General features: G+C 55.3%; 22 protein-coding genes, 1 tRNA gene and 1 pseudogene. 16 read left to right on the forward strand and 8 right to left on the reverse strand.

All coding sequences use genetic code 11. The annotated features are described in order from the left end of the window. Positions 1-404 precede the first annotated feature (404 nt). The 9 genes and pseudogenes from B5E43_RS02385 to B5E43_RS15025 all read left to right on the forward strand — a co-directional run bounded on the left by B5E43_RS02385 (position 405) and on the right by B5E43_RS15025 (position 5,908). Positions 405-710, forward strand: a complete 306-nt coding sequence (locus tag B5E43_RS02385) for a hypothetical protein (RefSeq protein WP_087393268.1) — start codon at positions 405-407, stop codon at positions 708-710. Between the two features lie 5 nt (positions 711-715). Next, positions 716-919, forward strand: a complete 204-nt coding sequence (locus B5E43_RS02390; RefSeq protein WP_087393270.1) for a hypothetical protein — start codon at positions 716-718, stop codon at positions 917-919. A 53-nt stretch (positions 920-972) separates the two neighbouring features. After that, positions 973-2,166 carry a site-specific integrase gene (locus B5E43_RS02395; protein ID WP_087393272.1) on the forward strand — a complete coding sequence of 398 codons (1,194 nt, stop codon included), beginning with the start codon at positions 973-975 and terminating at the stop codon, positions 2,164-2,166. Continuing rightward, on the forward strand, positions 2,124-3,350 hold the full coding sequence (locus B5E43_RS02400; RefSeq protein ID WP_087393274.1) for a site-specific integrase: 1,227 nt from the start codon (positions 2,124-2,126) through the stop codon (positions 3,348-3,350). Before B5E43_RS02395 ends, B5E43_RS02400 begins: the two co-directional genes overlap by 43 nt. Before the next feature lie 394 nt (positions 3,351-3,744). Further along, a complete protein-coding gene (locus tag B5E43_RS02405; RefSeq protein WP_087393276.1) occupies positions 3,745-3,930 on the forward strand; it encodes a hypothetical protein in 186 nt (61 codons plus the stop codon). A 163-nt stretch (positions 3,931-4,093) separates the two neighbouring features. Beyond that, positions 4,094-4,387 carry a hypothetical protein gene (locus B5E43_RS14820; protein ID WP_143382924.1) on the forward strand — a complete coding sequence of 98 codons (294 nt, stop codon included), beginning with the start codon at positions 4,094-4,096 and terminating at the stop codon, positions 4,385-4,387. Positions 4,388-4,579: 192 nt separating this feature from the next. Further along, positions 4,580-5,357, forward strand: a pseudogene (locus B5E43_RS02410) (magnesium-translocating P-type ATPase); the annotation flags it as partial. 35 nt (positions 5,358-5,392) lie between these two features. Continuing rightward, positions 5,393-5,560 carry a hypothetical protein gene (locus B5E43_RS15220; RefSeq protein ID WP_087393278.1) on the forward strand — a complete coding sequence of 56 codons (168 nt, stop codon included), beginning with the start codon at positions 5,393-5,395 and terminating at the stop codon, positions 5,558-5,560. A gap of 51 nt (positions 5,561-5,611) precedes the next feature. Continuing rightward, positions 5,612-5,908, forward strand: coding sequence for a hypothetical protein (locus tag B5E43_RS15025; protein WP_158098941.1), 297 nt, complete (start codon positions 5,612-5,614; stop codon positions 5,906-5,908). Positions 5,909-5,956: 48 nt separating this feature from the next. Here the strand turns inward: B5E43_RS15025 and B5E43_RS02425 are convergent, their stop codons facing one another. Together B5E43_RS02425 and B5E43_RS02430 are read right to left on the reverse strand one after the other, a co-directional pair. Further along, positions 5,957-6,442 carry a hypothetical protein gene (locus tag B5E43_RS02425; RefSeq protein WP_087393282.1) on the reverse strand — a complete coding sequence of 162 codons (486 nt, stop codon included), beginning with the start codon at positions 6,440-6,442 and terminating at the stop codon, positions 5,957-5,959. A gap of 180 nt (positions 6,443-6,622) precedes the next feature. After that, the gene (locus B5E43_RS02430; RefSeq protein WP_087393284.1) at positions 6,623-7,243 is read right to left on the reverse strand and encodes a TetR/AcrR family transcriptional regulator; all 621 of its coding nucleotides are present in this window, start codon (positions 7,241-7,243) and stop codon (positions 6,623-6,625) included. Between the two features lie 270 nt (positions 7,244-7,513). Between B5E43_RS02430 and B5E43_RS02435 the strand changes: the two genes are divergently transcribed. The 5 genes from B5E43_RS02435 (at position 7,514) to rnc (ending at position 13,010) form a co-directional block, all read left to right on the forward strand. Then, positions 7,514-9,244 (forward strand): ABC-ATPase domain-containing protein, encoded by a 1,731-nt coding sequence (locus B5E43_RS02435; protein ID WP_087393286.1) that lies wholly within the window; start codon positions 7,514-7,516, stop codon positions 9,242-9,244. Positions 9,245-9,419: 175 nt separating this feature from the next. After that, positions 9,420-9,797 carry a BlaI/MecI/CopY family transcriptional regulator gene (locus B5E43_RS02440; RefSeq protein WP_087393288.1) on the forward strand — a complete coding sequence of 126 codons (378 nt, stop codon included), beginning with the start codon at positions 9,420-9,422 and terminating at the stop codon, positions 9,795-9,797. Between the two features lies 1 nt (position 9,798). After that, entirely contained in the window at positions 9,799-11,898 is a 2,100-nt protein-coding gene (locus B5E43_RS02445; protein ID WP_087393290.1) for a M56 family metallopeptidase, read from the forward strand. A 144-nt stretch (positions 11,899-12,042) separates the two neighbouring features. After that, on the forward strand, positions 12,043-12,276 hold the full coding sequence (gene acpP, locus B5E43_RS02450; RefSeq protein WP_087393292.1) for an acyl carrier protein: 234 nt from the start codon (positions 12,043-12,045) through the stop codon (positions 12,274-12,276). Between the two features lie 62 nt (positions 12,277-12,338). Further along, a complete protein-coding gene (gene rnc, locus B5E43_RS02455) occupies positions 12,339-13,010 on the forward strand; it encodes a ribonuclease III (RefSeq protein WP_087393295.1) in 672 nt (223 codons plus the stop codon). 56 nt (positions 13,011-13,066) lie between these two features. On the opposite strand, the gene rpoD is transcribed toward rnc, so the two are convergent. The 5 genes from rpoD to B5E43_RS02480 form a co-directional block, all read right to left on the reverse strand. Further along, positions 13,067-14,278, reverse strand: a complete 1,212-nt coding sequence (gene rpoD, locus B5E43_RS02460; protein WP_087393615.1) for an RNA polymerase sigma factor RpoD — start codon at positions 14,276-14,278, stop codon at positions 13,067-13,069. A 107-nt stretch (positions 14,279-14,385) separates the two neighbouring features. Continuing rightward, positions 14,386-16,149: a DNA primase gene (gene dnaG / locus B5E43_RS02465; RefSeq protein ID WP_087393297.1), complete on the reverse strand. Its 1,764-nt coding sequence runs from the start codon at positions 16,147-16,149 to the stop codon at positions 14,386-14,388. A 113-nt stretch (positions 16,150-16,262) separates the two neighbouring features. Then, positions 16,263-17,267 carry a deoxyguanosinetriphosphate triphosphohydrolase gene (locus tag B5E43_RS02470; protein WP_087393299.1) on the reverse strand — a complete coding sequence of 335 codons (1,005 nt, stop codon included), beginning with the start codon at positions 17,265-17,267 and terminating at the stop codon, positions 16,263-16,265. Between the two features lie 177 nt (positions 17,268-17,444). Beyond that, entirely contained in the window at positions 17,445-18,779 is a 1,335-nt protein-coding gene (locus B5E43_RS02475) for a Na+/H+ antiporter NhaC family protein (RefSeq protein WP_087393301.1), read from the reverse strand. Positions 18,780-18,958: 179 nt separating this feature from the next. Beyond that, positions 18,959-19,327, reverse strand: a complete 369-nt coding sequence (locus B5E43_RS02480) for a desulfoferrodoxin family protein (protein ID WP_087393303.1) — start codon at positions 19,325-19,327, stop codon at positions 18,959-18,961. A 192-nt stretch (positions 19,328-19,519) separates the two neighbouring features. Between B5E43_RS02480 and B5E43_RS02485 the strand changes: the two genes are divergently transcribed. Both B5E43_RS02485 and pap read left to right on the forward strand, forming a co-directional pair. After that, a tRNA-Gly gene (locus B5E43_RS02485) sits at positions 19,520-19,593 on the forward strand. A gap of 164 nt (positions 19,594-19,757) precedes the next feature. Beyond that, positions 19,758-21,242 (forward strand): polyphosphate:AMP phosphotransferase, encoded by a 1,485-nt coding sequence (gene pap / locus B5E43_RS02490; RefSeq protein ID WP_087393305.1) that lies wholly within the window; start codon positions 19,758-19,760, stop codon positions 21,240-21,242. Between the two features lie 51 nt (positions 21,243-21,293). Here pap and plsX read toward each other — a convergent pair whose 3' ends face one another. Beyond that, on the reverse strand, positions 21,294-22,331 hold the full coding sequence (gene plsX, locus B5E43_RS02495) for a phosphate acyltransferase PlsX (protein WP_087393307.1): 1,038 nt from the start codon (positions 22,329-22,331) through the stop codon (positions 21,294-21,296).

The raw sequence follows: 22,331 nt of genomic DNA on the forward strand, positions 1-22,331 counted from the left end.
CCCGGTGCACCACGCCAGCGGCCGCCATGCACCATTTCGGCGGAATGGGTGCACCATTCCAGCGGTGGCTATGCACCATCATCTGCGGTCAAGTTGCACTTTTTGAGCGGCGTACGCATCTCGTTGGAGCAGCATGTGCGCGGGGCCTGGGAGGACGATGAGTGAAAGATCCAGGAAAAGAAGATTGCTATGGGCCACAAGCCGGATGACCATGAGGATGAGCAGACTATGGACGGCATGACCATGAGCGGATGGTGAGTAAAAATAGCACAGTGTTAACAATGATAAGCGCCGCGCAGAAATAGGCCGGAGAAATTGATAACAATCTGATAATTGTGGTCAAAAGCCCTGGCTATTCTCTCCGTTCTTCGGTATTGTGTGTTGCTGCAAAGGAGGTGGCACACATGAACGACTACATGAGAGCCCTGCACCAGCGGTTCTACCGGGAGCCGGACTTCCGTGAGTTGGAAGAAGATATTGAGAGCACCAGGCAGGAGGTGCGGGACTGCCTGGACAAGCTGCAGCGGCGCAGGCTCATGCACCTGGTGGACACGCAAAATCTGCTGCGGGAGGAAACCTCCCTGGCCAGCTTCACGGCCGGATTCAAACTGGCCTGGGGACTGAGCAAGGAACTGGAGGAGGATGGCCTCTACTCCTTCGATGAGGAGGAAACAAAGCGTGTCTGCCACAGGATAGAACAGGAGGATTGAATAAGATGATAAATCGACTTCCGGTCCAGCGGTGCCAGTACTGTGGATGCGAGGACATTGGCCTTGGCTGGCAGCATGGCGAGGCGCTGGTCACTTTCAAAAAGCATGGCCTGCTTGGCAACCGGCTACGGTATCTGATCTGCCGACGCTGCGGCGCTGTTCTGTACCAGTGCGTGGCTGAGCCTCACAAGTTTCCACCTGTGGGGTAAGAACGCAAAAGTTGCGCCGCAAAACAAAAATAAGGCCTTGGGGGTGAAATGGCATGGCAAAAAGACGACCGTCAGGTGACGGTATGGTCCGCAAGCGGGAAGATGGGCGCTGGGAAGGGCGCATCGTGGTGGGCCACAAAGAAAACGGCGATCCCATCTTCCGTTACATCTACGCAGATACCCAAAAGGAACTGACAGCCAAACTCCGGCAGAGCATCGAGGCGTATCAGGGAGTCGAGCTGACTGAGGAGAGCCGGATGACACTGGGCCAATGGCTGGATCAGTGGCTGGAGAACATGACTGGAACGATACGCCCCGTCACCATGAAAAGATATGAGGGAACTGTAGCCAGACATATCAAACCATACCTGGGAGAGAAAATTATCTCCCAGGTCACAGGGAAAGACATTCAAAAGTTGTATGATACACTGGCGCATCACGGAAACCGAAACACAGGAGAGGGGCTGGCCAGCGGAACAATCCGAGGTATTCACGCAATGTTTCATGAGGCGATGGGCGCCGCGCAGCAGGCTGGCCTCATTCCACGAAATCCTACAGAGGATATCGACGCACCTAAATTCAGCTACAAAGGCAAAAAAGTGCTAACGGATGAACAACTGGAAAAATTCATGGAAACCATTCAGAGGGATAGTGTCTGGTGTGACTTCTTCTACACAGAAGTGACCACCGGACTGCGCCGGGGTGAGATCTGCGGGCTGAAGTGGGAGGATTTTGACGAGGCCCACAGTACATTGAAAGTTCGCCGCACAATCCATGAGGAAAAGGGAGGCAAGCTGACCGCCTGGGATACTAAGACTGCTGCGGGAACCCGTACCATCCATCTGTCACCCAGTACCGCAGCTCTACTTCGGGAGAGAAAGAAGACGGCACTGACGGAATGGATCTTTCCGCATCCATGGAAGCCGGAGCAGCCAACCCGCCCGAGTGCCGCCTATGAACGGATGAAGGTCCTGCTGAAAGAGGCAGGACTTCCTGATCTTCGCTTTCATGATCTCCGGCACACCTTTGCCACCCATGCTCTGACATCAGGCGTGGATGTCAAAACTCTGTCCGGCATCCTGGGACACACACGGGCCGCGTTCACACTGGACACCTATACTCACACCACAGGCGATATGCAAAAACGGGCAGCTGAGATCATAGAAGAATTTCTCATTGACATCTTCGGAGAGGAGTTGAAGCCATGGCAAGAAAGCGGAAAAATGGCGAAGGCACTGTCCGGCTGAGAAAGGATGGCCGCTGGGAAGGACGGATCGTCATTGGGTATGATGAGAATGGTCTTCCCAAGACGAAGAATGTGCTGGCCAAGACCAAAGGCGAATGTATAGAAAAACTAAAGGCGCTGAAGAACTCTATCACACCGGATACACCCATAAAACTCAAGGCAGATATGCCATTTGGGGAGTGGTTGGACTATTGGTATGAAACCTACTGTAAGCCCAATGCCCGGCCCGCTACTCAGAGGACCTACGAAGGGTATATCCGTTTATACCTTCACCCCAGACTGGGAAGCATCCCGCTGAACAAAGTGACCACCAGTGATATCCAACAGATGTGTACCTGGATGATGACAGAGGCCCGTGTGGATCAGAAAAACGGAGATAGCGGACTCTCGGACAGTCAGGTGATAAACTGCTATAGTCTATGTGATCGGGTATTGGAAAAAGCGATGGCAGAAAAGTTGATTGTCCGCAACCCGGCAAAGGGCTGCAAACTGCCTCCAAACAGGCCAAATGAGATGAAGGTTCTCTCCCGAGAGGATATGCAGAAGGTGCTGATCCAGGCCAAGGAAGAGAATTACTACGAACTTTTCCTTCTGGAATTTGCCACTGGTCTGCGACTGGGAGAACTGATGGCTCTCCAGTGGGATGATGTGAATCTGGTTACCGGGGAATTGAGGATTAACAAACAGGTAAACCTCGTTGGTTCGAAATTGGTAATCAGTGAGCCGAAAACCAAGGCGGCTGTCCGCACTCTGATCCTGCCCCCATCTGTCAGGAAGGTACTGGCGGAATACAAGACCAGAGTGAACTCACGATGGTTATTCCCCTCGCCCAAGAAAGACGATCTGCCGATTATCCCCTCAGCAGTCAGCCGACGGCTTCACACACTGCTGGAGCATGCGGGATGTGAGCAAGTGCGCTTTCATGATCTTAGGCATACTTTCGCAACCAATGCCCTGGCCCATGGAATGGACATCAAGACGCTGTCCACCATCCTGGGCCATGTATCCAGCGCAACCACCCTAAACACCTACTCCCATGTCACCGACGAGATGCGCCAAAGGGCAGCGGTGAAGATCGACCAGGGCATCGCAAAGGCGGAGGTACAGGACACAGCCATTGCCCAGCCAGAACGGACTATGACTACCTTCCAGGCCAGAAAACGCTGGAGCCGAGAGGCCAGCTGAGGCAAAACGACCGGCCCACCAGGGAATGCCATCCCTGGTGGGCCGATTTTCGTTGTCTGTGGGCAAACATGTGGTCAAGCAGGGACCAGGATGAGCCTGCAATATGGATGTAGGACGAAAACGCCGCTGTTTGCGGGATATTTGGCCACTTTCAAGGGGGATTAGTGGGTAAAGTTGTAGCGACTGTTGGTTGGACTGGGAGAAACAAAGAGAAGTTTGGTTTTGTAAACTTTAATCTAGTAAATACCAACTACCGAACAGCAAGGATATTTGGCATTAACAACCGAGATTTGTTTGATGATTCAAATGAACTGACGTAGTACGGATAAGAAAAATTAGTGCAGCTAATTAAAGCTTTATATGCACCTACAGAAAACATTTGGAGGGAATAACTATGAAAACAGACGCTTCTACTATCAAAGAAATTGAAAGACTTCTTCAGTCATATGAGCGCGAAGTAATGTTAGCCCAAGATCATGGTTATCTACAGCCCAATACCACTCGTACATATCTACTCCACTCTCGTAACTTTGTAAAGTGGTGTAAAGATGAATTTGAACCAGGTGGAAGAAACAAGTAAGAGCAGACTTATATTGATTTGCTTTTTAAATACAAATACACTAATATGCTTACTTATTAATGTCCATCAATTTTGAAATAGATTATATATTCTGGGAAAAATTACAATACATACGATAAATAAAAATAACAAATTTATTAGTTTAAATGTAAAGGAGATACACATGAATACTCGAGATTGTGTTACAACAGTTTACAATGAACGAAGTAATTTTATTATTATTGGATTAACAGGAAGGACAGGTTCTGGGTGTAGCGAAGCTGCCTCCATATTAGAAACTGCAAATTTTGAAGATTTAAATCTTAAGGTACCCAAAAATCAGGATTTTCACTCGAAAGATGAACGAAAATACAAAATAATATATGACTATGCTAAAAGTAACTGGGAGCCATTTTATGTTTTGAGAATGTCAGATATTATTTTCTCATTTCTTTTAGGTTTCTTTACAAAGGCATAATCATAAATCACAACAAAAAACCGAGCCAACCTACACTAAAACGTCGCTTTTTCAAGAAAAAGGCGGCGTTTTTTTCATGGCCCGGTTTAGGAAAGGAGTGGTGCTGACTTAATACTAAAACGAAAGGGGGAATTTTTTTAGCTGGCCGGGCCGGGAGGTCTGGCCTTTTTTCATCTCAAGAAAAAGGAGGTTATGATCGTGACCACTTGCCTGGCCAAGGGTGCGGTGTCCATGAGCAAAAAAAAGACCATTGTCAAGAACCTCAATTCCATTCAGAACTTTGGGGGCCATCGACATCCTATGCACCGACAAAACCGGAACTCTGACCCAGGACCAGGTGGTATTGGAGTACCATCTCAATGTAAATGGTGAGGACGACAACCGGGTACTGCGCCACGCCTATCTGAACAGCTATTTTCAAACCGGCTACAAAAATCTCATGGACTTGGCCATCATCCGCAAAACGGAAGAAGCCGAGGAGGAGGATCCCCGGCTGGTAGATCTGTCGGAACACTACGTAAAGGTGGATGAGATTCCATTTGACTTCTCCCGCCGGCGGCTGAGCACCGTGGTGCAGGACACAGCTGGAAAAACCCAGATGGTGACCAAAGGAGCGGTGGAGGAAATGCTCTCGATCTGCTCTTTTGCCGAGTGTGATGGCGGCGTTCAGCCTCTTACTGGCAATGTGCGCCAACGAATCCTTCAGACCGTGGACAGTCTCAATGACAAAGGCTTCCGCGTGTTGGTCATTGCCCAGAAGAGCAGCCCCTCCCCCGTGGGGGCCTTTGGAGTAAAGGATGAGTGCGACATGGTGCTCATTGGCTATCTGGCCTTCCTGGACCCGCCTAAGGAGTCCACCGCGGACGCCATCCGGGCCCTCAAGCGCCATGGTGTGACCACCAAAATCCTCACTGGCGACAATGACAAGGTGACCCGAACCATCTGCAAACAGGTGGGGTTGAAGGTGCGTACGGTGAATTACTTTAATGTTGGGAGGAATGATCTATGATCTGGTCTGAACTGTGGATGTTTCTGTTTGGGTGCACTTCCCTTTGCGGAATCGACATGGGCTTCTGGGTCGCCATGTCCGCGGTTTTGCTCATTGTAATTTTGATGAATGCTGTGTTTTGGGGGATGAAGCCCCGACAGAGGCCGGAAGAAACTGAACTGTGAGGGTTGCCTGGCCGCAGCAGCAGACGTCTGGCTGGCGTTATGTGCCGCTCTTTGCTCAAAGCTGCCGCGCTTGCAACGTATCTATTCCCAAAGATTAAGCTGCCTGTCTACCTCGCAAGCGAGGTAGACAGGCAGCTTTTTACACATGCATTACAGGGAAAACCCGTTTTATCACTCATATTTGCCTCGTTGTTTCAAGAAAAATCCTTCAGTGGCCTTTCTCATCCTCCTCCGGAGGAAGGAGATGCCAGGTGGAAGGCTCCCGATGAGGAAAAATCAGGTTCCGAATTTTATTCAATATGGATTCCACAAAATGAAACCACAGATTTCCTACAGCCACCACAATGATCATCAGGATTAGGATGGCTCCAGCCTCTCGTAACAGCATACCCTAGCTCACTTTGTGGCAAACTTATTCAGGAAGAACTGCGTAAATGCCGCCAGCTCCTCCTCCTGTGAAACATAGACGTACAGCTTCTCATCATCCAGCCAATCATAGGCATTGATCCCGATATAGCCCTTCTTATCCGGATAAATGATAAACGCATCTGTGGGATATTTATTCCGGTATGCCTTTAAAATCTCAGAGCGGCGGTAATAGGTGGGGTCCCCACAGCCGGAGAGGTCGGGAACCGTGGGAACTACCACGACTGTCAGGCTCGCCTCATTCCATCCCACAATTAAATTTCCAATCTTGGTCTTGCTGCCGTGAACAAACCCATAATTAAAGCGGGCTACGTCCTCTGTGTATCCGAAGATCAGGCGGTAATCATCTCCGTTTTCCACCACCTGGTTGAACAATGCCCGCATTTTCTTGGCATTTGCATCGCTCTTCTCCATGTCGACCTCCGGTCCCTTCAATAGCTTACTGAAAAAACCCATACATGTGCCTCCTATATTAGAACATTTATTTGCAAACCAACGAACATGTGGTATTGCTATCCTGCTCGGTTGGTCTGTCTTAAATAAAAACTTAATTTGATATTTGTTTTTATTTTGGCGAGAAAGAAATCCGCCCAGGGGAAATCCCTTTTTGACGGATTTCTGGTTTCAATTTTCACTTCAATCTGCAGGTCGGCCTTTGAGCTCAGCCAGACAGTCCACAATCGCATTGATCTGAAATTCCACAGTGGCGTCAGCTGCCTCAGGGACAAACATGGGTAGGACCTCCGGAATCGCCCGGCGGATCACCATGGCAGTTAGGCTCAAATTGATAAACAGTTCGATACATTTGCGGTTGGCTCGAATACCAAAGCACTCCAGCAGCTCTCCAAACAACTTAGCCTGCTTTTCCCGAAACACCTGGTAGCTCTCCTTTGACAGCCGGTGAACCAATCGCTGCTGCTCTGGGATTGTCAGCACCACGATTCCATTCCGCTCTCCGTAGCAGCAGTCATACAAAAACTGCCTTACCCCTTCCCGCCAGCTTAAGTTCGGATCGTCCATTTTCTTTTTTGCGTGGGCCAGAATTTGGGGCTGCTGTAAATACAGCATCTCTACGATCAAATCCTCCTTGGTGGGAAAGAAGGAATAAAAAAAGGTACGTGAAATACCCACCCTCTGATAGATCTGCTCCACAGTGGTATGCTGGATTCCCTGCTTTTTCACCAGCTCCAGACCCTCAACCACCAACGCCTCTCGAATCCGCTGGCGCTCCTCTTCCGAATAAGCAACCTTTGGCATACCGTCCCCCATAAAGATATCTTTTTAAAATTATCTTTATTTTACCACAGCAAAGGCGGCTGTACAAGAGCAATTTGTCCTTATTCACAGCCATCCAAACAGCCCCAGCTGTTCCTCCAAGGCGACTGGGCCGCTCCCACCGATTTAAGAGACAAATTTTCTTTGACAAGGGAGAAAAAAAGCGCTATGGTCAAAGGGATCGGGCCTTTCGGCCCATCCACATTTTTTCTTTGTCTCCGCGCAGACAAAACCCAGTTGGAGGACGCCAGAATGCAAACATCAGCCGATTTAAAAGCCCTGCTTGACCGAATTGACCGCAGAGGATATCCCGCCTACAAGGACACCAAGGGGTGCTACCAATTTCCCGGGTACATTTTGTCCATTGACCATGTCCAGGGGGACCCCTTTGCTGCCCCCTCTAAGGTAAGCATTCACCTCAGAGGAGCTACCGCGGCCTTTCCCTCTTCCCTATACTGTACGCCTCAGCGCCGGATTGCGCTGCAGGATGCTCTCACCCGCCAGTTCAGCCGCCAGGCCAGCCAAGTCTCCTTCCAGGCCAAGGGCTCGGGACACAGCGGCTTGATTTCCCTCAGCCGCTGCGGGCAAGAGGTGCTGGAACGGACCGCCTGTCAGTTGAATCCCACCACCGGTGACATCGTTCTGCGTTTGGAGGTGGGCTTCCCTGCCAACGGCCGGACCATCAACGCCCGGGAGCTGGAAAAAATTCTGTTTGATCTGTTGCCCCGGTGTGTACAATCCGCCTTACTCTATCAAAATTGGGATGCAAAACGCCTTCAGGCCGTGGCTGACCTGGCGGAGGACCGGCACTACATCCGGCAAGAGCTCCCCAAGCTGGGGCTGTGCGCCTTTGTGGCAAATGGCAGCATCCTCCCCCGTGCCTCCGGTGTCTCCTCCCTGCCTATGAAGGGCGCAATTCCCTTCCAATCTCCCCCAGAGCTGGCTGTCACCCTAAATCTCCCCCACAAAGGACCCTTGACCGGCATGGGGATTCCCCAGGGAATTACCTTAATCGTGGGGGGCGGCTATCACGGCAAGTCTACCCTACTGAAGGCGCTTGAGCTGGGCGTCTACGACCACATCGACGGGGATGGCCGGGAATATGTCATCACAGACGCCTCCGCCGTGAAAATCCGGGCAGAAGATGGCCGAAGCATTCAGAATACAGATATCTCCATGTTCATTCGCGACCTTCCAAACGGCAAAGATACCACCTCCTTCTTTACTGAAGATGCCAGCGGAAGCACCTCTCAGGCGGCCAACGTGGTGGAGGGCATGGAGGCGGGCACCTCTCTGCTTTTAATGGATGAGGACACCAGCGCCACCAACTTCATGGTCCGGGATGAGCTGATGCAGCGGGTCATCCACCGGGATATGGAGCCCATCACCCCCTTCCTGGACCGCATACGGGAGCTCTATGACCACTACGGTATTTCGACTATTTTGGTGGCCGGCAGCTCCGGCGCCTTCTTCCACTGCTCCGACCACATCATCCAGATGGACCGCTACCTTCCCAGAGATATCACCGCCCTGGCCAAGCAGGAGGCAAAGGCCTTCCCCTCCCAGATTTCCCCTCTCCCCCCAGCCGCTCCTCCCCAGTTTAACCGTCGCCCCCAAAGCTCCCCGGAATTTAGAACTGGAGAGCGGGTAAAGCTGAAAACCCTGGGCCGGGATGGAATTTCCATCAACAAAGAGACCATCGACCTGCGCTGTGTGGAACAGCTGGCGGACAGTGAACAGACGGCCGCCCTGGGCCGCTGCCTCATCTACGCCCAAACCCATTTGCTGGATGGGACCAAAGACCTGCGGCAAATCGTACAGGAATTGGACGCTTTGATGGACCGCCAGGGCTTGGATGCCCTGTGTTCCGGCCGGTCCGGAGTGGACTTTTTGGCCCGTCCCAGGACCCAGGAGATCTTCGCCTGCCTGAACCGCTACCGCGGCTTGCGGATGGCTTTCCCCCACAAGCAACACCGCTCTTGACTGCCTTGACTCTTCCGCTTTATCCTGTCCCTGGCGCTTTGCCGGCTTTTATTCCGGCAGGCGCCAGGGATATTTTATTTTGGCAAAAAACAGCGGCATGCCCCCTTGACTTTTATTTTAGACAAATGTAAAATAATTATATAGACAAACGTCTAAATAGAAACGAGGTGTTTTTATGGCCGCCACCTTTCCCAAGCTGCCTGATGCCGAGCTGGAGGTCATGCAGGCCCTGTGGGCTCTGGACCGCTACCCGGCCCACACCAGCGACCTGTCCGCCCGCCTGTCCAAGGACTGGAAAGCTCCCACCCTGCTGAAACTCCTCTCCCGGCTGGAGGAGAGGGGCTTTGTGCGGGCGGAAAAGCAGGGCCGGGCCAACCTGTACACCCCTCTGGTCCAGGAGCAGGACTATCTACAGGCCGAGAGCCGCAGCTTTCTGAGCCGGCTGCACCACGGCTCCTTGTCCAGCCTGGTGGCCTCCCTTTATCCCGACGCCAACCTCAGTCAGGAGGATATCCAGGCTCTGGAGCGGATTCTGGGAAAGGAGGTGGACTGACATGGCACAGCTGCTCGCCCAACTGTTCTCCCTCAGTCTCTCCTGTGCAGCGGTCATCGCCCTGCTTCTCCTACTCACCCCCCTGCTGTCCCGGCGGTTTTCTCCCCGGTGGCGCTATTGGGCCTGGCTGTTTGTGGCGGTACGGTTGGTTCTGCCCATCCCCATAACCCTTCCACAGGCTCCCATCCAGGTCCAGGCCCCCAGCTCCCTCACCGCCCCGGTTTACGATGGGATGGCTCAGGATGAGGCGGCCGCTCTCCCCAACGGCTATCAGGCCTCCGTCTTTTCTGACACCACCTATGAGGTTTGGTACACCGACCAGCAGCAGGTGGAACACCACATTTACGACTTTGCCCTGTTCCTACTGACGGGGACTGATGGGGACTGGCACCTCTCCTTCCGGTGGGAACGGATCTGGGCTGTGGGCTTTACACTCAGTCTGCTTTGGCTGGCCATGGATTACATCCGTCTGTGCCGGTACGTCCGGCGGCTGCGCCGCCCAGTGGATGAATCTGTCCGCCGGATTTGGAGCGATCAGAGCGCCCGCCTTGGGCTCTCCCACCCCGCCGCGGTATATCAAATACCAGGCCTGTCCTCCCCCATGCTCCTGGGCCTGTTCCGCCCCTGCATCCTCCTGCCCTGTGATCTGCCGGAACACGTCCTGGCCATCTCCATAGCCCATGAGCTTACCCACCAAAAACGCCGCGACCTGTGGTACAAGCTGCTGCTGGCCCTGGCCCGGTGTCTGCACTGGTTCAATCCCCTGGTATGGATGATGGTCCGTCAGGCCAACCGGGATGTGGAGCTGTGCTGTGACTGGGACCTGATCCACGACCAGAGTCAAGCGGAGCGCCAGAGGTACGGCCAGGCCATCCTGGACCAGATGACCCGGGGCAGCCGGCACACCGCCCGCCTGTCTACCGGCTTTTCCGGCAGCAAAGCAGAGGTCTTTGCCCGTTTTCGCGCCATGATGGACCTGTCTCCCCGGCGTCCCGGCCGCTGGGCACTGGTTGTGGCCCTGGCGGTTATCCTAGTCTCCGGTACACTGGTCTCCTGCCAACAGGCTCAGACAGATCCCCACCAGACCGACGCCTGGATCACCTCCTTAGACCCGGAGACAGGCACCGTCTCCTACATCCCACTCACCCAGGAGCAGGCGCAGGATACCGCCAAGGTGTTTGAGCTGCTCACCCAGGGGCAACTGTGGGACCAGGAGCGCACCGTCTCCCTCTCCCCAGACGCCCAGCTGCACCACACTTGGGAAGGGAATTCCTACTCCCTCAATCCGGCCAGCATCCGCTACACGGTGAGTATGTCTCAACAGGGAGTGCCCGGCCAGGTGGAGCTGGACGGAGACGGCCAGGCCGCACGGGTTCAGCTCTCCGGCAGCGCCAGATTGGACTTATCCGGAAAGAACCTGGACTTTACCGGATACTGCGGAGTGGTCTATGCCGCTGGTGAGGGCGGCGTATCCCCCCTCTCCGGCGTAGCCGGGTTGGATGTGGACCCCTGCTGGTCAGATGGGCAGGACTATGACCATGCCTACTATACGCTCCCCCTGGCTCCGGCCGACGATGACGGCGATCTTCCTGCTCTGGTGGGTCAAACGCTCTCCCCCTCTCTGTGGGAACTCACGGTGGTGGACGGCGCGGTCACCGGGGCCAATGCGCTCTGGCTCCCCTCGGAATCTCCAGAGGTGACCCTCTCCGCCTTCCTGGAGGCCTTCCAGCGGGGAGACCGGGAGACCATGTCCCTGTACGCCACCGAGGACTGCATGGCCGCCTGCAGTGCGGACGGCAGCCTGCAGGTTTTGGGCTTCTCCTCCTTTGATGTGCTGGCGATCCACCTTCCCCAGGATGACACCTATTTTATTCTGGAGCACGACTCGGTCACAGACCCAATCTCGGAAGCTGTTTTCCTGCCCCTCAGTGAGCATATCCTGGAGGTCACCGTGCAGGGCATTCCCTCTCCCAACAGCGCCCTATACCTGGGCGAAGGGAAACCGGTCACCACCACGCTGCAGGCGATTCTTGTCACTTACCAGGATGGGTGGCGAGTGGACCGCTTTGCGCCCAGACAGGCCTCTTCCCTCTCCGACTGACCCGCCCACCGCTCCCTATTTGTCCTTCCATTTTCTGTATCGTCAAAGCCCACAAAAAGCCAAAATCCTATTGACAGCAAAGGGGTTTCTGCATATAGTAAGGAAAGAAACTGTGCCTGGGGCACAAACGAAGGAGCAGCGAGTATGATCTTTGAGAAACTGAGAGCTCTCATCGCCGAGCAATTCAACGTGGATGAGGACACCATCACCCTGGACACCTCTTTTTCCGATGACCTGAATGCCGATTCGGTAGACATTGTAGACCTGTCTATGGCCCTGGAGGAGGAGTTCGGCATCGACGAGCTGGGGGAGGACGAGGCTGCCTCCATCTCCACCGTTGGCGATCTGGTTCGATTTTTGCAGAACAAGATCGATTGATAACACAACACGCAAAGCTCCGCCTCAGGCGGAGCTTTGCCTTGTCTTAAGGAGTATTTAACATGAAGAGTTTGGAGGAAAAGCTGGACTACACCTTTCACAACCGGGAGCTGCTGGAAAATGCCCTGACTCATAGTTCCTGTGCCAACGAGAGCAGAGGCAAACTGCAGAGCAACGAACGGCTGGAGTTTTTAGGCGACTCCATTCTGGGTATGATCGTCGCCGACCACCTCTACCGCAACCACCCCGACCTGCCGGAGGGAGAGCTGACCCGCACTCGGGCCGCTCTGGTGTGCGAAGAGAGTTTGGTGGAGGTAGCTCAGGAGCTGGGACTTGGAGAGTATCTCCGCCTGGGCAAGGGAGAAGAGGCCGGTGGAGGCCGGCAGCGCCCCTCCATCCGGGCTGACGCAGTGGAGGCGGTACTGGCAGCGGTCTATTTAGACGGCGGCATCGGCTCGGCCCGAAAAATCATCCAGCGGTATATCCTCAGCCGGGAAGTGGCGGGACTGACCAAGCCCCGGGACTACAAGACTGCCCTGCAGGAGCTGGTACAGCGGGAGAGCGGACAAGTCCTGCAGTACCGCCTCACCGGGGAGGAGGGCCCCGACCATGACAAACGCTTTTTTGTAGAGGTGGAGCTCAACGGCTCCGCTGTGGGCTCCGGTACCGGCCGAAGCAAAAAGGAAGCGGAGCAGATGGCAGCCAAGGCGGCCATTGAAGCTCTGGGGAAATAAGCGCCGCAAAAAGCAGGCCCCGCACTCGTTTTGAGTGCGGGGCCTGTTCACTTTTTTTAATTCAAGAAGTCCTTCAGCTTCTTGCTCCGGCTGGGGTGGCGCAGCTTCCGCAAGGCCTTGGCCTCGATCTGGCGGATGCGCTCCCGGGTGACATTAAATTCCTTGCCGACCTCCTCCAGAGTGCGGGTCCGGCCGTCCTCAATGCCAAAGCGCAGCTTGAGCACCTTCTCCTCCCGGGGAGTCAGGGTGGACAGCACCTCCACCAGCTGCTCCTTCAACAGGGTGAAGGAAGCGGCCTCCGCGGGCTCGGAGGCATCCTCGTCGGGGATAAAGTCGCCCAGATGGCTGTCCTCCTCCTCGCCGATGGGGGTCTCCAGAGAGACAGGCTCCTGGGCGATTTTCAAGATCTCCCGCACCCGCTCCACCGGCATATTCATCTCATCGGCAATCTCCTCCGGGGTGGGATCGTGCCCCAGCTCCTGGAGCAGCTGGCGGGAGACCCGGATCACCTTATTAATGGTCTCCACCATGTGCACGGGGATCCGGATGGTACGGGCCTGGTCGGCAATAGCACGGGTAATGGCCTGACGAATCCACCAGGTGGCATAGGTGGAGAACTTATAGCCCTTGGTGTAGTCAAACTTCTCCACCGCCTTGATCAGACCCAGGTTGCCCTCCTGGATCAGATCCAGAAACTGCATGCCCCGGCCCACATACCGCTTGGCAATGGACACCACCAGTCGCAGGTTGGCCTCAGCCAGGCGCTTTTTCGCCCGCTCCCCCGCCTTGATCGCCTTATTCAGCTCGGTCTGAAGCTCAGCGGGAATCTCCTCTCCCGCCGCTTGCAGCTCCTCAATCTGCTCCTTGGCTGCGTTTCCCGCCGCCATATCCTGGGCCAGCTGGATCTCCTCATCGGAGGAGAGCAGATTCACCTTGCCGATCTCCTTCAGATACATACGCACCGGGTCATCGGTGCCGAAGGAATCCACCATGGAGTTGGGGTCTACGATCTCCTCTTCGCTGATCTCCTCCATGGCCTCCAGGGGAGGCTCCACATCGTCGGGCAGCTCGGGGATGTAGTCCTCGCCAACCGTATCAATGCCTAAATTTTCCAGAGTATCATAGATCTTGTCCATCTGCTCGGCACCCAGATCCAAGTCCTCCAACACATCCAATAGCTCAGTAGAGGAGAGATTCCCCTTCTTTTTGCCCCGTTCAATCAGCTCCGCCAGCTTTTCAGCCCCCTGGACGCCCTCAACCACCTTCATAATTTCGACCTTGCCTGCCTCCATCCGGCTTCTGATATCGGCCTGCTTGTCAATCTTATCCTTCTGTTCCTCGGTAATGGTGTGAACCGTCCCTGTCTTCTTCGTGCTCATGGTTTTTCCTCCATATATGCTTTTTTCTCTTGTAATCTCTTTTGCACCGCCAGCAGCAGCGCATCTCCTTCGGGCTCCCGGCGCAGCATACCTTCCCTCCGGATCACCGATATGTAATCTTGAATGGATTGTTCCGCTCGAGCTGTATCCTCCGGCTTTGACACCACCTGTGCCAGATGGTTCATCTCCTCCGGGGTAAACTCCTCTGCCAATGCGGCCAGATTGGTGGACAGCCCCTCCTCTCCCCGGCGGCAGAGGGAATCAAAGGCCCGTCCCAACAGGGGGGAGGAAAATTCCTCTCCTGTCATCCCCTCCATCCGGCCCACCAAACCAGGGTCCAGGACCAACAGGCGAAGCAGCCCCTCCTCCGCCAGGGCGGAGCGGATATTGGCATAGCGCAGCTCTCTGGTCTTGGGCTGCAGCTGGCTGGCCGGAGCCAGGTCCTTGCGCCGCTGCTGCTTTTCCGCCTTGCGCAGGCGCTGCTTTCTCGCCCGGGCCACCTCCTGGGCCATGGCTTCCGGAGTTACTCCCGCCGCCTGGGCCGCATGGCCGCCGTATATCTCCCGCTCCACCGCACTGGATAAGCCGGCGATGAGCTGAGCAGCCTGCTGGAGAAAGCCCACCTTTTGTACATCATCGGTCAAATCGAACTGCTTTTGAATTTGAGCCAGGCGGTAGTCCACCTGGTTCTCGCTGCGGTCCAGCAGCTTGGCAAAGGCATCCCGTCCGTATGCCTTGATAAACTCATCCGGGTCCTTGGCCCCTGTCATACGCAGCACCCGGACCTTCAGTCCCGCCTTTTCCAGCAGCGGGATTGCCCGCTGAGCCGCTGCCACTCCGGCACCGTCGCCGTCGTAGGAGATCACCGCCTCCTTAAAGTAACGGGAGAGCAACTGGGCGTGCTCCTCGGTGAGGGCGGTGCCCAGAGAAGCCACCGCGCTATCAAATCCGGCCTGATGAAGGGATATGGTATCCATATACCCCTCGGTCAAAATCACCCGGCCAGCCTTGGAACTCTTGGCCACATTTAAGGCAAAAACATTCCGGCTTTTGTTGTACACCGGAGTATCTGGGGAGTTTAGATATTTGGGGGTGGAGTCATCCATCACCCGGCCGCCAAACCCGATCACATTGCCCCGCACATCAATGATGGGAAACATGACCCGGTTGCGGAAGCGGTCATAGATTCGTCCGTCTTTATTGCTCACGGCCAAGCCGGCATCCAGCAGGTCCCGCTTGTCATAGCCCTGCTCGCCCAAGGCCTGAATCAGGCCGTCCCAGCGGTTGGGCGCAAAGCCCAGGCCAAAACGGGTCAGCGTCCCTTTGCTCAGTCCCCGCCGCTGCAGATAGGCCAGCCCCTCCGCTCCCTCAGGAGCATAGAGCCAGCGGTGAAAGGTACGGGCCGCCTGCTTGTTGATTTCCAACAGCTTTTCCCGGCGCTCCCGCCCCCCGGCTGACGGGCCACTGCCCTCCGGCATGGTCATCCCGGCCCGCTTGGCCAGCACTTCCACCGCGTCCCGAAAGGACAGGTTTTCCAACTCCATTACGTAGTTGATGGCACCGCCGCCCTTCCCGCAGCCAAAGCACTTATAAATCTGCCGGTCGGGCACCACATGAAAGGAGGGGGTCTTTTCGCTGTGAAAGGGGCAGCAGCCCCAGTAGCTGTTTCCCTTTTTTGTCAGGCGGACCGACTCCGACACCAGATCCACCAGGTCGGTGCGGGCCACCAGCTCGTCTAAAAATCGGTCTGGAATCGGCAAACGGCTCCCTCCTTTCCTGGGGATGTATCACCCTATTTTTAGCCGTTTCCCCGAAAAAATATCCTTCTTTTCTCCTTCTGGAGAAGAAAACCACCTTCAAAAGGGGAAGCGGTTTATTTTACCGTCCAACCCATGGGAATGAACAGCTCCTTGAACCGCTCGACTGCAAAGGGGTCGGTCATGCCGGCGATATAATCACACACCGCCCGGTCGATCCCCTCCTCCGCCCGAATGGACTGAAAGTCATCGGGCAACTCGTCCGGCTGCCTCTGGTAATATTCAAAGAGCATACGCAGCATGTCCTGGGCCTTGCCCTCCTCCCCCTTTGCCAGGGGATTGGTGTAGACATTGGCAAACATAAACTCCTTTAGGGCTTGCATCGCCTCCTCCACCTCCGCAGACTGGCGGATGGAGGGCTGATTCATGCTGGCCTGGATGGCGTCCTGCACCAGAGCGTCAATCCGGGCCCCGTGGGTAAAGCCCAACACGCCCGAGATCTCCAGGGGGATGTCAATGGGGTAGATCACACCCCCCCGCAGTGCGTCCTCAATATCATGGTTGATGTAAGCGATATGGTCAGCCAGGCGAACCACCTGTCCCTCCAGAGTAGCTGCCGGCTCTCCTTTGGTGTGGCACAGGATGCCGTTGCGGACTTCCCAGGTCAGGTTGAGCCCTTCCCCGTTCTTTTCCAGCCGCTCCACCACACGGACCGACTGCTGGTAGTGGGCAAAGCCGCCGGGCATCACCGCATTTAACGCCCGCTCCCCTGCGTGCCCAAAGGGGGTGTGGCCCAAATCGTGGCCCAGGGCAATGGCTTCGGTGAGATCCTCATTCAGGGACAGAGCCCGGGCAATGGTACGGGCAATCCGGTTGACCTCCAGTGTATGGGTCATACGGGTGCGGTAGTGGTCCCCCTCCGGCTGGAGAAACACCTGAGTCTTATGTTTCAGCCGCCGAAACGCCTTGCTGTAGACGATCCGGTCCACATCCCGCTGAAAGGGGGTGCGGACGGAGCACTCCTCCTCTTTCCGCTGCCGCCCCCGCGTCTGAGCGGAACGGCAGGCATAGGGGGACAGACAGCTGTCCTCTCTCTGCTGCGTCTGCTCCCGCAGTGTCATAGTCTGCCTCCTCTCTGTCTCAGCCTTGATTTGTTACAGTTTCATATTTATCTATACGAAATAAAGTGACGTTTTCCTGCTTCCTTCCCTGGATTTTTTCATTCTCTTCTCTTTGCACAAAAAACAACCGCCGCAGCGGGCTGCGGCAGTTGTTTTTGTCTGTAATTTTCTGATTTCTCAGCCTTGTGGCTTCTTGCCCGCCAACAACAGGATATAAATAATGGAGCTGACCGCCAGCAGATAGGGATAAAACAGGCAGGGGATTACCTCGAAGGCGGACACCTGGCTGCCCAGGGAAATGGAGGTGGAAACCGCAATGAGCATCTGGGCGCCGTAAGGAATCACGCCCTGGAAAATGCAGGAGAAGGTATCCAGCAGGGAGGCCGACTCCTTGGGGGTAATGCCATACTCCTGGCTGATCTCCCGGGCAATGGGGCCAGCCATCACGATGGCTACGGTGTTGTTGGCGGTGGCGATATCCATGGCTCCCACCAGCAGGCCCACACCCAGTCTGCCTCCAACCCGGCCCTTAAACACCCGGCGAATAAAGGACAGCAGGGCTTCAAAGCCGCCGTGCTCCCGAATCAGGCCGCACATGGCGGACACCAAGATGGTGACCATGATGGTCTCAAACATTCCCTCCGCTCCCGTCTTCATACTGGTCATCAGAGTCATGCCATCCACCGTTCCGGTGGACACAGTGATCAGAATCCCGGAGAAAATACCCACCAGCAAAACTACAAACACATTAAGGCCAAGGATGCCGCCCACCAGCACCAGCACATAGGGAATAAGCAGCATCATGTTATATTCCGGAATGTCAATGGACTGTAGTCCCGTCTGGAACGACAGCACCAAGATCAGCGCCAGCGTGGCCAGGGCGGCAGGGAAGGCAATTTTAAAGTTCGCACGGAACTTGTCCCGCATGGCGCAGCCCTGGGTATTACACGCGGCAATGGTGGTATCAGAAATAAAGGACAGGTTGTCTCCAAACATTGCCCCGCCCATCACCGAGCCAATACACAGCGGCAGAGAGAAACCAGAAACCTGAGCCACCGCTACACCAATGGGGACGATCAGGGTAATGGTGCCCACCGAAGTACCCATAGCTGTGGACACAAAGCAAGCGGCCACAAACAGCACTGCTACCGAAGCCCAAGCCGGGGTGACGGAAAGCAGGAAATAGGCCACCGCCTCGGCGCTGTCCCGTCCGGTCACTCCCACAAACACTCCCGCCACCAGGAAAATCAGAATCATGGTCATGATATTTTTATCGCCCACACCCCGGGCCATGACCGCCAACTTGTCATCAAAGCTCAGGGACCGATTCTGTAGGCAGGCCACCAGCAGAGCGACCAGGAAGACTACCACGATGGGAATGCTGTAAAAGCCCATCTCAATCTTCAGCCTATACTCAAATATGTAGCCCAGCCCCAGATACAACACCAGGAATACCCAAATTGGCAGCAGGGCAACCGGGTTGCTCTTTTTCCGTCTCTCCTTGGAATCCATCTTTGGATCCTCCCTTTCATTCTCTCTTCTCCATGCCCATACGGGCATAGTCCCTATTGTAGGAGAAATCCCTTCGGGTGTCAATGCGATTTTCCCAAGAAAAGGCCACCCCTCCCCTAAATAGGGCGAAAAAAGCCCCGATCCTGGCAGGACCGGGGCTTTTTGCAGAAACAATTTCCTTAGGCCTTCCACAATCCGTGGAGGTTGCAGTATGCATAGACCGCAACCATCTTCTCTCCCTCAGCCAGGGCGAAGACTGCCTCAGGGGCCTGACCAGGCTGCAGCTTCTTGATCTGGCTGCCCTGATTGGTCTCCAGCACGATCCACTCAATATAGTGCTCGGGCAGCATGGGATGCGCCACAGCTCCCACGGCCACATGGACCATATTGTCCTTCTCTTCCGCCACGGGCACATGCTTCTCCAGCGCGGCATCCACGGTACCGGGAACCAGCTCAGTCATCTTCTCACCACAACAAATAACCGGCACTCCGCTGTCGTGCAGGAAAGTCACAATATTACCACAGTGGGCACAGCGATAAAATTTCATAATAGTAACTCCTCTCATTACTAATTCATGCTTTCATTATAGTATGCCACTACCCACATGTCAAGCATTAGGCAAAAAAAGTGGTAATTTTTTCTTACTTAATATCGGCTCACCTTGGAAAAATCAAATTCCTGTGTTTTTCCCCTTGCAAAACTCAAGCGGGTATGCTATAGTGTAAAAGCTAATTTTAATGCAGGTGTAGTTCAATGGCAGAATGTCAGCTTCCCAAGCTGAACACGGGGGTTCGATTCCCCTCACCTGCTCCATGTCGGAGCAAGCGCTCAATTGCTTGCTCCGACTTTTTTATTTCTCAAAGCACACCTATAGCACCGTTTGTCCTTCTTTAACCGCATCAGTTTGGCTGGACTTGGATTTGGGCATAACTCTCTCACCCCCGATACCTTTGTTCGGAAAGGACGGTTTTGTGGATATGTTGGAACAAATCGATTTGGAGCAAACCATCAGCAAAGCGGATTACAAGAAGCAAGCTGCCCAGCTGCGGCAGGAGCTGTCTGTACTGGCTCAACAGGTACGGCAAGCCAAACTCCCCGTGCTTCTCCTGTTTGAGGGCTGGGGAGCTGCCGGAAAGGGCAATCTGATTTCCAAGCTCATTGCCCAGTTTGATCCCCGCGGCTTCCGGGTCTATTCCAATGCCGCCCGGGAGCCCTTTGAGCAGCGCCGGCCACTGCTGTGGCGCTACTGGCAGCAGCTGCCTGAGCGGGGACAAATCGCGGTACTGGACCGCAGCTGGTACCAGGACATCTCTGTGGGGCGCATTGAGGAAGACCTGTCGGATGCCCAGTTTCAGCGCCGTGTCAACAGCATTTTGGCCATGGAACGGCAGCTGACGGATGACGGCTATCTTATCCTAAAGTTCTTCCTGCACATCAGCCGCAAGGAACAAAAGGCTCGTTTTGAGTCCCTCACCCAGCTCAAAAATACCCAATGGCGGGTCACCGAACAGGACCGGCGCCGCAACCGGCACTACGAGCGATATTTTCGGGCCTTTGATGACATGTTGTCCGCCACCAACACCCCAAACGCTCCCTGGCACATTCTGGCCTGTGATGACAAATACAGCCCCCGCCTGGCTATGCTGCAAATTGTCCGGGACCAGCTCCAGGCGGCGCTCCAGCAGCAAAAGCAGCCCGCTTCTCCCTCCATCCAGGAGCCGGTCTTCCCCGGTCCTTTCGTGCTTACCCCCATGCCGGAGCTCTCCCAGATCAGCCTGGAGCAGCGGGTGGAGGACGAGGTCTATAAAAAGCGCCTCAACCAGCTCCAAAAGGAGCTTGCCGACCTGCACAACAAAATTTACCGCAAGCAGGTACCGGTCATCATCGGATACGAGGGCTGGGATGCCGCCGGCAAGGGCGGAAACATCAAGCGGGTCACCGCCGCCCTGGACCCCCGGGGCTATGAAGTCATCCCCATTGCTGCCCCCAGCCGGGAGGAACTCAACCACCAGTACCTGTGGCGTTTTTGGAATCACATCCCCAAAACCGGGCACATTGCCATCTTTGACCGCACCTGGTACGGCCGGGTCATGGTGGAGCGCATCGAAGGATTTTGCTCCCAGACCGACTGGCACAGGGCCTATCAGGAGATCAACGAGTTTGAGCGGGAGCTCTGGGACTGGGGGGCTGTGGTGATCAAATTCTGGCTCCACATCGACCAGAACGAGCAGCTCGCCCGCTTCCACGACCGGCAGAACACGCCGGAAAAGCGCTGGAAAATCACCGATGAGGACTGGAGAAACCGGGAAAAGTGGCCGCTGTATGAGCAGGCCATCAACGACATGCTCCACTATACCTCCACAGACTTCGCCCCCTGGCATATCATCGAATCCCAGGACAAAAAGTACGGGCGGCTCAAGGCCCTTCAAATCATTCTGGACGAAATCAACAAGCGGTTATAACTGCACAGCAAAAAAATCGGGACAGAGGATATATCCTCTGTCCCGATTGGTTTATTCCTCGCTCTTTCCGGGAGCGTCCAGCCGCATCACGTCAATGTTTTCGGTAATGCTCTCGATAATCCCCGAGGAGACATACTGCTTGGCCTGACGGACAGCATTTTTAATGGCGTAGGCGTCGGAGGAGCCGTGGGCCTTGATGACCGGCTTGGAGATTCCCACCAGAGCGGTGCCTCCCACCTCTCGGGAGCTCATCAGCTTCTTCATCTTCTTCAACCCACCGGATACCAGCACAGCGGCCAGCTTGGTGAGGATGTTCTGCATGAACACGCCCTTAAGCTCCTTGACCAGATACAGGCCGGTACCCTCCATAGTTTTCAGGAAGATGTTTCCCGAATAACCGTCGCAGACGATCACGTCCACCGCACCCTCTACCGCTTCCCGGGCCTCCACGTTGCCCACGAAGTTGATTCGTCCCGCCGCTCCGGCCTCCTGGAGCATGGGATAAACGGTGGTCTGAAGGCTGGTGCCCTTGGAGGGCTCCACACCGATGTTCAGCAGTCCCACCTTGGGCTCCGGGCGGCCCAGCACATGCTCGGCGTAGTAGGAACCCATGTAGGCAAACTGGAGCAGATACTCCGGGGGACACTCCGCGTTGGCTCCGCAGTCGATGAGCACCGCTCCGCCGCCTCCGGTGGGCACTACAGGGGCCAGGGCAGCCCGGCGGATGCCCCGGATTCGCTTGACCACCAGGGTAGCCCCGGACAGCAGCGCGCCAGTGGAACCGGCCGACACAAAGGCGTCACCCGCCCCGCTCTTGAGCAGGTTCAGCCCCACGGTAAGGGAGGAGTCCTTCTTCTCCCGGAAGGCAGTGGCCGGATTATCGCACATCTCCACCACCTCGCTGGCGTGGGCGATCTCCACACCCGCAGGCAGATCTTTGATGCCGTTTTCCTCCAGCACCTTTAAAATCTCTTCTCCCCGGCCCACCAGCGTGATGCCGACCCCGTACTCCTGATTGGCCTGGATGGCTCCCATGACCGGAGCCTGGGGGGCATTGTCTCCACCCATGGCGTCTACGATGATTTTCAT

This window comes from Flavonifractor sp. An100, assembly GCF_002161175.1.
Lineage (GTDB): Bacteria > Bacillota > Clostridia > Oscillospirales > Oscillospiraceae > Lawsonibacter.